The organism is Mesorhizobium sp. M7A.F.Ca.MR.362.00.0.0, assembly GCF_004023175.1.
Taxonomy (GTDB): Bacteria; Pseudomonadota; Alphaproteobacteria; order Rhizobiales; family Rhizobiaceae; genus Mesorhizobium.
On the sequence record NZ_RZTF01000042.1, the window covers coordinates 15,759 to 28,076 of the forward strand.

Genomic DNA, 12,318 nt, shown 5'->3' on the forward strand with positions numbered 1-12,318 from the left:
TCTTTATGGAAGGCATTTGCGCAATGGATGCATTCCCATGCTGACAGTCGTGCGTCAGGCCGGACAATGAGATACATCGATAAGAGCTGGACAAGGATGAGGGGGTGACGTGCTTGCGACGGCAGGTGGGGCGAGAAGGCCAGTTCTTGCGGATTTCAACTTTGCGTGACGACAGCTCATCGGAGTCAAGGTGGCACACGCCGGCAGCGGGGGGTCCGGGCGGTTTCCAGCCGCACAATCGCGAGACCGCTGACGCGAACAAAGCTCGGCTGTACTCGGCACGCGAAGAGAGCCTGCCAAGCCGTCGGAGCCCGGCCTTCCGGTGCGACGCAAACCGCAGACTAGACCGCCCTCTTGTTACCCCAAAGCAGAACGTGCAGCTGCGGCAACACGCGGGCTTCGAACCACCTGTCGCTAGTCACCCTTTCGACAAGCCATTCCATTCGCATCATTATTCCGTCCAAGTCGACAGAGGCGTCTTCACTGCCAGGGCGCGGCGGCGTGTGATTGCCGGGTTGCAGATAGATCGGAAGGTGCGGATATCTCGCCGCGACTTCTTTGGCGTAGGCATAGTCACTCTCGTCGAAAACGACGAGCTTGAGCACGATTTGCGGCTTCTCTTGCGCCGCTTCGAGGCATGCATCAAACGCAGCCCAACGGGTCGTCATCTCGCTGGATGGCGGCTTTGGGCTAAGGGTCAGCACGTCAAGATCCGCAAACCACTCCCTCACCACGGAACCCTGCGTTTCCAGTGCAAAACGATAGCCCTCGCGATGGCCTCGTTCTATGAGGGGACCGAACGGCTGAATGGCCGGGTTGCCGCCTGACAAGGAGACCATAACCGGCCTGCCGCCGGAAAGCGCATGGACGGTTTGCCACACGGCATCGATCGGCATCGGTAGCCATTCATGGCGATACTGATTGTCCACCGCGTGAAGGCTGTCGCACCATGAACAGCGATAATCACATCCGCCGGTTCTGATGAACACCGTCGGCAAGCCGATGAGCACGCCCTCGCCTTGGATAGTCGGCCCGAATATCTCGCTCACACGGATTGCGGGATGCATGTCGGTCACGGACGGTATTCCGCCCAAGTTTTCGGTGTTTCGCTAACGCGCACGGCCGCGGTCTGCGGCAGACGTGCCTTGCACCATTCATAGAAATGTCTGGCCAGGCATTCCGCCGTGACCTTCTCATGTCCCAGCACGTCGTTGAGGTGCCGATGGTCGAAGCTCTCGTCAATGTAGCGTTTGAGCGGCGCCAGATCGTGATAGTCGCGCACGAAGCCGTGGGCGTCCAGTTCCTTGGCCGACAGCTCCACTACGACGACATAGTTATGCCCGTGCAGGCGCGCGCATTGATGGTTGGGAGGCAAGGAGGTGAGCTGATGCGAGGCCGAGAAGTGGAATTCCTTGCTGATGTGGAACATTACGCGCGCCTCCTGCGCAGCGCCTCAAGCCAGAAATCGGCGTCCTCGTAGTCGGTGGGATCAGCGTGCCCGGCGAGATGGAACGCTTCGCGCCGCTCGACGCAGGTCCCGCATCGTCCGCAGTGACGCACGCCGCCCTTGTAACAGGACCAGGTCTCAGCAAACGGGGTGCCGTATCTTGCGCCATCCGCAACAATGTCAGCTTTTCCGAGATTCACATACGGTGCATAGAGGCGTATCTGCGCATAGCCGTCGAGCGCGCGGTCTTGCATTGTCTGGAAAGCTTCAATGAAGGCCGGACGGCAATCGGGATAGATGAAATGGTCCCCACCATGCACGGCCGCCGCCACCGCTTCGGCGCTGTGGGCGGCGGCGAGACCGAAGGCGATTGCCAACATGATGGCATTGCGGTTCGGCACCACCGTAATCTTCATCGTGTCTTCGGCGTAGTGGCCGTCCGGCACGTCGATACTGCTAGTCAGCGCTGAGCCGGAAAGGCCACGGCCAATTTCGCCGATGTCGATGATCTGGTGCGGGACCTTCAGTCGCTGCGCGCAAAGAGCGGCGAAGCCCAATTCCTTCCTGTGCCGTTGGCCATAGTCGAAAGATAGAAGGCCGGTGAGTTCGTGCTCCGCTGCCACCATGTGAGCAAGGGAAACGGAGTCCAATCCGCCAGAGCAGACGGCGAGAGTCTTCATCATTGGTATCCTTGTTTTGACCGGGTAAGGCTGCGACCGGAGATTTCTCTGCGCCCCCACTACTCCAGCGACTCAGTTTTGTGAACCGGGAGAATTTGCGCTCAGCTCGATTGGAACGGGAGTGCGTCGCGTCCAACACGCGTGATCAATAAAAGTTGAGCGCTTCAGCAGTTTGTTTCGCATCGCGCCAACTTTCGCAACCTGCTGTCGGATCGTCGACTTCGAGACAAGGTGATGTTCGGCCGACATCGGCTGACTCTAAGCCGCAGAACACATGTTGGCTTTCTGGCCTTCGCTTGTGCGGTTGGCACGACAATTGATATTCTATTTGTGGGGCGGCACACCCCGCCAGCCGAAAGTGGCAGTGAGCTCCTTCAGGCGCAGGTTGATGTGCTGATTATTCGGCAATTTTCCGATCTCGAACCAGAAAGCGAGGGCGACATGGATGCCAGCAAATTTGACATTGGCGACATCCGCCTGGAGAACCCTGCGCGGCGCGATTGAGGCCGCAGGCGAGCCTGCTCTACCTGCCGCCCTACAGTCCCGACTTCAATTGAGAACGCCTTCGCCCAACCTAAGGCGCTGCTGCGAGCAAAGGCCGAGATAACCATCAAGGCTCTATGGGACTGACGTTGCCCCAGCAGTTTTGAGTTCGTTTCCGGCGTGGGTTGTGCCCTGCTGGGCGGGTGAAGCGACGGGCGCTAGCGCGGAGCCTTTGGCATAGCGCAGCGCGAGCGACCGTCGCGGATTGAAGGTGCTGGCGAACTTGGCCGGGGTCTGCCAGGGGGGAGTGCGGCCGCGCGGTGTTGTAGTCGGCGTGCCACAGGGCGATGGCTACGCGCGCCTGAGCCAGCGAGTGAACAGCGTCTCGTTGAGCAGTTCATCGCGCAGTCGGCCGTTGAAGCTCTCGATGAAGCCATTCTGCATCGGCTTGCCGGGCGCAATGTAATGCCATTCGACGCGGTTCTGATCCGCCCAGGAGAGGATGGCGTTCGAGGTGAACTCGCTGCCATTGTCGCTGACGATCATCCTGGGCCGGCCGCGCTGGTGATGAGCCGGTCCAATTCGCGGGCAACCCGCATGCCCGAGAGAGACGTATCAACGATGAGTGCCGGGCACTGTCTCGTGCAGTCGTCGACGACGGCCAGGATGCGGAAGCGGCGCCCGTCGGTGAGCTGGTCCGATACGAAGTCGAGCGACCAGCGCTCGTCGGGCCTCAGCGGCACCAGCATCGGCGCCCTGGTCCCGATCGCCCGCTTGCGGCCGCCACGGCGGCGAACGGCGAGCTTCTCCTCCCGATAGAGCCGGAACAGCTTCTTGTGGTTCACGACCAGGCCCTCCCGCCTCAGCATCACGAGAAGACGCCGGTAGCCGAACCGGCGACGCTCCTGCGCGATCGCCTTCATCCGCTCGCGAACCTCCCGGTCGTCCGGCCTGCTGGTCTGGTAGCGAACCGTCATGCGGCAACAGCCGATGGCTTTACACGCCCGCCGTTCGCTCATCCCGAAGCCTTCCTTCAGGCGAGCGACAGCTTTCCGCTTGGCGGCGGGCGTCACCATTTCTTTCCCACAAGATCCTTCAACGCGGCATTGTCGAGCATGGCGTCGGCCAGAAGCGGCTTCAGGCGCGTGTTCTCGTCCTCCAGAGCCTTCAGGTCGCCGAGCCTCGGTGACATCCATCCCGCCGAAGCGGGCCTTCCAGTTGTAGATCGAGGCGTCGCTGACCCCGTGCTTGCGGCACAGATCGGCAACCGATACCCCGGCCTCATGTTCCTTCAAAATTCCGATGATCTGCTTCTGTATTCGGTGTCCTCCAGTCAAGACGTGGCGTTCGATGCAGGTTCTTTGCTTCTGTTCGCGGTCGGCACGCAGCCGCCGGCATGATGGTGTCCGTGGGTCCGATCGGTTCAAAGCTCTTCAGCGTGCTCGGGAACCGGCGACGACAGATCATGCGAACTCGTCCGGATCGCGCCCTGCATCGAGCGCTCGCTATTCCGTGGACAGCTCAGCCTAAGCTGCTGACCAACGGAAATCCTGTTCGTCAACCCACATGCGGTGAAGGGGTGACTGCCATTCGTCTGGCCAGGGCGACCTTCGCACGTCGGGCACCCTGTCGATTGGCAATCTTCATTGCCCAGGCCTTCATGCTCGACCATCGGGTCGTCGGGCGCAGGATGACGTTGGCCGCCTCGAACAAGGCCGTTCGCGTCTCACTGTCACCCACTTTGGTAATGCGACCGATCCTGTCGACTTCTCCAGACTGGTATCTTCGCGGTGTGAGGCCGAGATACGCACCGACCGACCTGGATCGGCGGAAGCGCTTGGGATCATCGATCGTTGCCCTGTAGGTGAGCGCGGTGACGGGTCCTATGCCAGGCATGGTCATGAGGCGACGGCAGATGGGATCCACTCGAACCGCTCTCAGGACGAGCCGGTGCAGATCCGCCAGGTTCTCGCGCAGACACCTGTGCATCCGCAAGAGCGGTTCAAAGATACCCAGCAACAGCCGATTCGCTCCGACCAGCTGTCGGACCCTTGCCTCGAAACGAACGCGCGTGACGGCGCCAATCTTTAGCCCCAGGGGACGCGACAAGCCTCGGATGACCTGCTCGTTGGCAGTGACCGCCCTGACGGCAGCCTTGCGCGCGGCGGTGAGCGTGCGCAGCCTCTGGCCGGCAGCGGACTTCAGATGAACTGCCTTGAACCAACCTGTGCGCACAATCTGTGCAATTCCCTGCGCATCATTCCGGTCCGTCTTCACCGTCATCGCGCCCAGAGCCGCTTTGACATGTCGACTCTCGAGACACACGACAGGGAAGCCCTCGTCGACCAGGTGCCCGCCGATCCACTCCGATGTCGCACCGGCTTCTAAGCCAACGCGAACTAGATCGTCCCGCCATCGCTGAAGTGCAGCCGTCACAGCATCCGGGTCACCGAGCACCTTCCCCTGCCACAGCATCTCGCCGGTCTCGGCGATAACGCAAATAGCTACCGCGTCGAGTGAAGTATCCAGTCCTGCATAAACGCTCATGCCAATCTCCTCTGCCAAGTCGGCTCTGAGCATCAGACAAACGTCATGATCCGAAAAGGGCCAGACGTTCAGGGAGCTGAACCGAATACCCCATCTCTTCAGAGAAGCGGCTGCGTTTCATGTCCTGGTCCTCTCGATGGGCCAGAACGAACTTCAAACCGGATTAGATCAGAGGGGCAAGGTCAGGCGGTGCTGCCCGCGTGCTTCAACGGAAACTCCGACAAGTGCGTCCAGCCCAGCCTTGGCACTTCAAAACGGCATTCCTGATTTTTCAGACGTAACACACTTTAGGTTGACCATTCAAAGTACATGCTCAATCCTATTGAAAATAGATAGACGGAAGACAGATGCGCAACGCGAAAGGTAACGCTTTACCCATGAAGCTAACATCATCAAAGCCACGCACTAGAAGCGGCGAATTGCCTGCGGAGATGAATAATACAAGTACGAATTCGGACGAATACCCTCCTATGGACAATCCGGAATTGTTCATGGCTGATCGAGAGCGCCGCCTTATCGCAATGAAAAGAGCAGTTAAGGCCCGGGATGAAAACAAAACAACATAACGTGACATACATGCAATAAGATGCGGAAGGATTGTTTCTGTGGGCGACAACGACGAAATGGAGGCCGAGGTCGACGCCTCTGCTCAACGACTGGCAGCTCTTAAGCTGGCAACCCGTCTGCGTGCAAAGGCCGCTAGGCTCCCATCGGACGAGAGTATGTTGATTGGAGTTCAAGACGTTAAACTTGCAAAGTACGGCATTCATGTAGTGCCCGTGGATCCGGAGGCTTCAGAGGACGATCCAGAGAAAAACGTTTATACCTTCTTCAAGGGAACAGAATTTCAGGCTCTTAACGGGATAGGTGGCAAAACAGCTAAAGAGATTGATAACGAGCTTGTTTACATAAGGTACAACGACAACTATTATACTAAGAACGGCCTATGGCGCGCCATAACAGCTCCCGACGGTCGATATACAACAAAAGACTATAAGGACTATGAGTTCAGGAACATAACAACATCACTAGGGCTCACCGCAGAGCGCGACAACGAGCTCTACCAAAGCGGCGAAGGCATTAAGAAAGATCAAAACGGCAAAACGGTATTCAAGGACGGAAGGCCGGAAAAGGTTCCAGTCTATAAACTGGAGGGCGAGGAGCAGATCTATAAAACCCCAGCCGGGAATAGAAGGCGCGACTTTGCTCATAAGAATCCCTACGCAAGCGGCGAGCAAGCACCTGACATCCTGCATCGAAGGACGGACGGCAAGATAAAGGGATTTTCGCGGCTTCCGAATGATGATTACGAGCAGTTTACCGCTTGGGAATTGGAGGCCGAACTCGGGGGCCAGATTTGGCTAAAGTCGAAACTTCACGGCTACCAAACCATCGACTGTATCGAGAGCACGCTGGGTGAAGATCAAGCCACCTACCGTTTGCGGGACTATGTCGGTGAAAACCGAGGCTATAACCGGAATACGCATCGTGCCTACGTAAAGATTGACACGACGTACTTTCCGATCAGCGAGGTTGTAAAGGAACTACCCACCGACCCTGCCGCGAGGGCCGTCCAGCAAAATCCCTCCATGGATGCGATGGAGCACCGGATGATCATCAGAATGCCTGAGGGCAATACGTTCGCCACGGCGGATTTTGTTGCGAGTCGGTATCCGGAATACTTCAACGAGGTTTGCAACGAGTGCGGGATCAACCCGCAATGGGGTAAATTCAAGCCTGACTGGGATAGGATGCTCGATAAATATGCCTCCGATTCTCGTGTCCTTGTGGAGGTAGATGGGTCCCTTATTGAAGGTGATTCGATTGAGCTTCCAGATGGTTCATCCATAATGGAAACCTACAATCCAGATAAGATCTTCTACGCAGATGACGGAAAAACCAATAGAGGCGGAATATATACGAAACCGTCATTTACGTCTCTAGCTCACACACTGCAGAGATCTACTCAGCAGAAGAACGAGGGTAAACAAGTGGATATTCCGAATTGCGTAACTGACAGCCTCCTGCGGCGTCGCGGGCCCGACTTCGGCGAAGTCATAGACATGGCGAGCCCGCAGCCTCCGCCAGGCAGCAGGTATGAGGCGCGTCACGATAGAATACGTGACGCCGTCAACAGCCGTTGAACTCGGGCAATCCTCATGGGCCGGCTCAGGCGCTGTTGAGAATGAGCCGGGCAAATTCTTCTCCCTTTGTGTCGCTGGCAGTCGACATTCCTTGAAGGAAGGTAACGTACATGGTAGATATTGGAAAGAAGCCGGTTAAATTGCGGGATCCACTCTATAAGCAAGCACGCGCAGCCAAGCGTGAAGAAGAGCAGCGTTCTCGAGCGCTGGAGACGGCACAACAGGCGCGCGGAATACAGCGTGAGCTTGAGCGACCAAGCAAGCAAAAGCGATATGCCAAAGAGATGGACATCTTTGACAATGTCGAAGAGGGCTATCGCGGAGAGGTCGGCTATAAGTTGCTAGGCAACAAGAGGCTGAGAATCCACAAGAGTGGCGAGCGCACCCGCAAGAGTGGCATTGTCAATAGGACGACGGAAGTCCTAAAACGCGACGCCGACTCAGGAAGTGTTTACATCGGCCGACTTGAGAGGGAGGGTTGGCGGAAAAAGAAGAGTTACGAGTTTGACGCTAAGGGTGACCTTCACTCTCTAAGCCGCGAGCGCAACGACGGGAGTTTCCGCGAACGATGGGAACGCGATGAAACCGGCAATCTGATCCGCACAAGCTACTTCACGAACCGTTTGCGGGACGGTAGGATTTTCCGCGCCATTTCAGAGGAAATGAGTGCCCCGTACCAAAGTGGTCCCGACAACAAGAAATATCGCATCCTGACCCGCAGGAAAGGCTCCAAAACAGAGGTTTTCGAAAGGGACGAGGATGGTAATCTTGAACTGGTAGGACGTAAGACGAGTGGATTTCGGAAATATTCGACAAAATCCAGAGATGGGAAAACCAAAGAGACGGAGATAAAGAGTCTCTTCGGTAGCAAGTCGTACAAATCTCTCTTGGATGTTCATGGAAACGAGGTGGGCCGTAACATTATATTACATCGAAAGTTGCTGAACAAAAGGTCGGCTACATTTGATGATAAGACAAATCAGCTAACCGGGGCCAAGCATACGTTTGGCAAAATATACAAAAGCGAGACTAGGTATTTTTCCAATGGTACGAAGGTCGTATCAAAAAAAATTCTTGGATTGAAGCTTAGGACGGACCTGAAAAACCTCACCAGCGACGAGAGTAAGGCTCGCGAAATGGGCGCCGAAGAAGCATCCCACCATAAAGAAGCGTGGAAGAATGTCGTGGTCACGCCAAAACTGCCGTCTCACAGCATGACGGTGCAACTCGGGTGCGCAGTAGCGCAACCTGAAGGCAATGGTGATCTGATCAAGGCAAAGGCCACTCGCGAAACAACAAGACTCGGGAGTCGGATTGTCGCTACTGCGAGAGCCGAGCATACCGCAAGCAACGGTACGGACGAAAATGCGTCATCGAAGGAAAGTTCCAACGACAACCTCACAAGAATTAGGATGGTTGTAGAGCGAGCCCAGGTAGAGCCGCAGGCCTCGAATAGCGAATCATCCAATGACAGGCGAATGGCTATGATTGAAGCAGCGAAACGCCGTGATGAAGCAGCCGAGAGAGCAGGCCTCGAAACGCGCACTGTAGCCTGTATTGGACGGGGATAATTGAGCCGTGGACTCACGCCAGAAGACGGGTACGGTTCTGCTCGGTGGGGCGTTCTCGCTGGTCGCGGGCCTGTTCCTAGCGAGCGCCTATGCCAACTTCCAACATGGCGTCACGTCCCAAGCTATCCAGGGCTTCGACATCCTTGCTTTCTGGTACGAAACGCCCTTCTACAACGGCGATGTGAGGCCAGTGTTCTACCATGGATTACTGATCACCGGCTTCACCGTCGCCGTCACTTTGTTCATTCTGGCTATCGTCGTGTTCAAGCCACAGCACCATGGCACAGCCCGCTGGGCCCGCTTCAGCGAAATGAAAAAGGCCGGTTATATCATGTCCTACCAAAGGGTTTCTGGACCGATCTTCGGTAAGACAATAGGTCCGCGCTTGCCCGGGCAATATCTAAGTAATGGTGAGCAGCCACATAGCCTGGTGGTGGCGCCGACTCGCGCCGGGAAGGGCGTCGGTGTTGTTATTCCCACACTGCTGACCTTCAACGGCTCGGTGCTGGCGCTCGACGTCAAGGGGGAGTTGTTCGAACTAACCTCTCGCGCGCGAAAAGCCCGTGGTGACCGAATCTTCAAGTTCGCCCCGATGGACCGGGCCGCCCGCACACACAGCTACAATCCAGTCCTCGACATAGTCTCGATGCCGCCGGAGCGGCAATTCAGCGAAGCACGACGTCTTGCTCACAACCTGATCGCGCCCAAGGGCAAGGGGTCGGAAGGCTTTATCGACGGCGCACGCGATCTTTTCGTCGCCGGCATTCTGGCTTGCATCGAGCGCGGCACGCCATCGATCGGCGCGGTTTATGACCTGTTCACGCTGCCAGGAGAAAAGTACAAGCTTTTCGCTCAACTGGCAGAGGAGTGCCAGAGCTCAGAGGCGCGGCGCATCTTCGACAACATGGCCGGTAACGACACCAAGATTCTTACCTCCTACACTTCTGTGCTGAGCGACGGCGGCCTCAACCTTTGGGCGGACCCGCTGATCAAGGCAGCGACCACGACATCCGACTTCTCTATCTATGATCTGCGCCGCGACCCGACGACAATCTATCTTTGCGTAAGCCCGAACGACCTTGAGGTGATCGCGCCGCTAGTTCGCCTTTTCTTCCAACAGGTCGTGTCGGTAATGCAGCGGACCATGCCAACCAAGGATGAGATATTCGAGGTCCTGTTTCTGCTCGACGAGTTCAAGCATCTCGGCAAGCTGGAGGCAGTCGAGACGGCCGTCACCACCATTGCCGGCTACAAGGGCCGATTCATGTTCATCATCCAGAGCCTGTCGGCCTTGACGGGTGCCTATGAACAGTCGGGCAAGGAAAATTTCCTCAGCAACACCGGCGTGCAGGTCTTCATGGCAACGGCCGACGACGAGACGCCGGCCTATATTTCAAAGTCAATCGGCGACTATACCTTCCGGGCAAAGTCGAAGTCCTTCAGCCAGAGCCGTATGTTGGACGCCAACATCCAGTTCTCGGAGCAGGGAGCCAACCTGCTACGACCGGAACAGGTCCGCCTTATCGATGAGAACAGCGAGATCGTTCTCATAAAGGGGCGGCCGCCAATGCTCATTCATAAGGTGAAATATTACTCGGACCGCACCCTGAGCCGCATCTTCGAGAGCCAGACCGGCCCTTTGCCGGAGCCGGAGCCGATCGGACACTGCGGAGCGCCCCCTGAGCCCCCGCCGCCATTCGCGCACGAGCGGCACCAGGCAGGCGACGCTGGCGGCGCGGCCGATCATGCTTTCGGAGTGGGCCAAGCGAATCATTTCGCTACGGATGACGTCGATGTCGGTCAGGCCGAAAAATATTACGATGTCGCCGACCACTGTTCGGAAGAGTACCGGCTCGAGCACAGGGCAGACGAAGCAGCCTTGGACGAGAGGTCCAAACATAGGCTGGTACATGAGTCTATAGACAAGCAATGGGTGGAGAAGGAAGGCGAAGATGATGGCCTTAAGGGTGTTCAAGCCCCTCCGGCGGCCCAGCCTGTGCCGGAGCCGGAAGAAGACCACGCCCTGAGCCCCCAGCGCGAGCTACTTGATCGGATCATCGCCTTGCAGGAGCGCAACATCGGCCATAGTTCATGCGAGAACGGTGCCCAAACGCGATGAGTCATCGTTAATCAACTCGAAAACTCGAATACAAATGATTTGCGCCTCGTTGATCCGGCGTTTGTAAGTTCGTTATGTTCACGTCCTGCGGTGCTCCCCGTCTTTGGATCAGCGCGGGCCGGAAATTCCGGGAATATTGCTCCGATGCCATTCTTTGGACCGCCGGAAGGTGGAGTTTCCGGGCCAACGATGTCGGGTGTAGTAACAACATTTCACAGGAGAGCCGGAGAGCCGGCGAAATGGTTCTATTCCAATTGTCGGATAACAACTGCGGTCACGGTGCTGCGTGCCTGGCTTGCCGAGCGACGCGGGCGGAGCGCCGATCCTGCCTTCCCGACGATAAGCGGCACGTCATTGAGTCACGACGCACTTCAATACCTGCTGAACAAGCACCTCGCCGTCGCACGTCGCCACTGCCCATCGCTGGCCAGCAAGCACGTAACGCCGCATGTGCTGAGGCATACCCTGGCAATGGACCTGCTCCAGCACGGCGTCGACCGCTCGGTCATTGCTCTGTGGCTGGGCCACGAGTCGGTCGAAACCACCCCCATCTATCTTTAGGCCGACATGAAGCTCAAGGAGCAAGCTCTGGCGAAGACGACGCGTCCGACATCCGGTTGGGCCGCTACAAGCCACGACCATCTCCTTGCATTCCTGAAGAGCCTCTGATTATGCCGACTCAACAGCCACAGATCGCCCGCACTCTTTGGCCTCCCGGCCGTCACTCGGAATAATCCGGCACTCGGAGTTGTGCCGTAGATCATGCACGTGAGCCGGCGTTCCTCCTGGCGGGATCGCGATGTCCAGCTGATCGGACAGCGAGCGGAAGATGATGCTGATCATGCCCGGGTTCACAGGCCGACCTTTCATGAAAGAAAACAGCGGTGTGTCGGCCGCAACCGAAACCAGGTGCCGCGATCGCAGCGCCATGAACGCATAAAGTCGCTGTGCCAGTTGCGGTCCCATGGGAATGAGCCTCGACTTGAAAACTTCGTCTCGCGAATGGTGAGGACATCACGATTGCGATCGACATCCCGCCAGCGCAGGCGCGCAACCTCGCCGACGCGCAGACCAAGCCCGAACAGCAGGCTGAAGATGGCGGCATAGGCGGGACCGCGAAGCGGAGCGTTGTTCCGATCCGCGAGTTCGGCGTAAGCGCCAACCTGACCCCATGTTTCGCGATCCGGTGAAGGCCGCAACACTCTCGTGATGATTCTCGCGGGAGGTTTGTTTGCAGTCTGCATCCAAGTCCAGACACGGAACGTTTGCAGTCATCGAGCTGAGCGCGCCCAACGTAGCGGACGAAAGCCCGCAACGTGCCGGCTTG

Annotated in this window: 9 protein-coding genes and 2 pseudogenes; 5 read left to right on the top strand and 6 right to left on the bottom strand. The window is 57.4% G+C overall.

Annotated features, from left to right (window positions below; genetic code table 11):
• Positions 1–341: 341 nt before the first annotated feature.
• Genes queE through queC form a run of 3 tightly spaced genes read right to left on the bottom strand, consistent with a single transcriptional unit; the run spans position 342 to position 2,127 of the window.
• Positions 342–1,067, bottom strand: a complete 726-nt coding sequence (gene queE / locus EOC06_RS08695; protein WP_164752747.1) for a 7-carboxy-7-deazaguanine synthase QueE — start codon at positions 1,065–1,067, stop codon at positions 342–344.
• 5 nt (positions 1,068–1,072) lie between these two features.
• On the bottom strand, positions 1,073–1,429 hold the full coding sequence (gene queD, locus EOC06_RS08700) for a 6-carboxytetrahydropterin synthase QueD (protein ID WP_063169374.1): 357 nt from the start codon (positions 1,427–1,429) through the stop codon (positions 1,073–1,075).
• Complete coding sequence (gene queC, locus EOC06_RS08705; protein WP_063170389.1) at positions 1,429–2,127, bottom strand: 7-cyano-7-deazaguanine synthase QueC; 699 nt, start codon at positions 2,125–2,127, stop codon at positions 1,429–1,431. The genes queD and queC overlap by 1 nt, the downstream gene beginning before the upstream one ends.
• Positions 2,128–2,361: 234 nt before the next feature.
• Between queC and EOC06_RS08710 the strand changes: the two genes are divergently transcribed.
• Complete coding sequence (locus EOC06_RS08710) at positions 2,362–2,631, top strand: hypothetical protein (RefSeq protein ID WP_128307514.1); 270 nt, start codon at positions 2,362–2,364, stop codon at positions 2,629–2,631.
• A gap of 114 nt (positions 2,632–2,745) precedes the next feature.
• Here the strand turns inward: EOC06_RS08710 and EOC06_RS08715 are convergent.
• Positions 2,746–3,947 (bottom strand): annotated as a pseudogene (locus tag EOC06_RS08715) (IS3 family transposase).
• Between the two features lie 189 nt (positions 3,948–4,136).
• Positions 4,137–5,157, bottom strand: a pseudogene (locus tag EOC06_RS08720) (IS110 family transposase).
• Positions 5,158–5,762: 605 nt separating this feature from the next.
• Here EOC06_RS08720 and EOC06_RS08725 point away from each other — a divergent pair.
• The 4 genes from EOC06_RS08725 to EOC06_RS08740 all read left to right on the top strand — a co-directional run bounded on the left by EOC06_RS08725 (position 5,763) and on the right by EOC06_RS08740 (position 11,552).
• Positions 5,763–7,301, top strand: coding sequence for a hypothetical protein (locus tag EOC06_RS08725; protein WP_206073005.1), 1,539 nt, complete (start codon positions 5,763–5,765; stop codon positions 7,299–7,301).
• A 110-nt stretch (positions 7,302–7,411) separates the two neighbouring features.
• Positions 7,412–8,872: an effector protein gene (locus tag EOC06_RS08730; protein ID WP_095488488.1), complete on the top strand. Its 1,461-nt coding sequence runs from the start codon at positions 7,412–7,414 to the stop codon at positions 8,870–8,872.
• Between the two features lie 37 nt (positions 8,873–8,909).
• Positions 8,910–10,991 carry a type IV secretion system ATPase VirD4 gene (virD4, locus tag EOC06_RS08735; protein ID WP_245330020.1) on the top strand — a complete coding sequence of 694 codons (2,082 nt, stop codon included), beginning with the start codon at positions 8,910–8,912 and terminating at the stop codon, positions 10,989–10,991.
• Positions 10,992–11,270: 279 nt separating this feature from the next.
• On the top strand, positions 11,271–11,552 hold the full coding sequence (locus EOC06_RS08740) for a tyrosine-type recombinase/integrase (RefSeq protein WP_245469408.1): 282 nt from the start codon (positions 11,271–11,273) through the stop codon (positions 11,550–11,552).
• 108 nt (positions 11,553–11,660) lie between these two features.
• On the opposite strand, the gene EOC06_RS42005 is transcribed toward EOC06_RS08740, so the two are convergent.
• On the bottom strand, positions 11,661–11,957 hold the full coding sequence (locus EOC06_RS42005) for a hypothetical protein (protein WP_245469409.1): 297 nt from the start codon (positions 11,955–11,957) through the stop codon (positions 11,661–11,663).
• Positions 11,958–12,318: the final 361 nt, after the last annotated feature.

Bases quoted from the DNA above. Each gene is read 5' to 3' on its own strand.
- queD (WP_063169374.1), bottom strand. From the start codon at position 1,429: ATGTTCCACATCAGCAAGGAATTCCACTTCTCGGCCTCGCATCAGCTC.
- queC (WP_063170389.1), bottom strand. From the start codon at position 2,127: ATGAAGACTCTCGCCGTCTGCTCTGGCGGATTGGACTCCGTTTCCCTT.
- EOC06_RS08730 (WP_095488488.1), top strand. From the start codon at position 7,412: ATGGTAGATATTGGAAAGAAGCCGGTTAAATTGCGGGATCCACTCTAT.
- queE (WP_164752747.1), bottom strand. From the start codon at position 1,067: ATGCATCCCGCAATCCGTGTGAGCGAGATATTCGGGCCGACTATCCAA.
- EOC06_RS08710 (WP_128307514.1), top strand. From the start codon at position 2,362: ATGTTCGGCCGACATCGGCTGACTCTAAGCCGCAGAACACATGTTGGC.
- EOC06_RS42005 (WP_245469409.1), bottom strand. From the start codon at position 11,957: ATGGGACCGCAACTGGCACAGCGACTTTATGCGTTCATGGCGCTGCGA.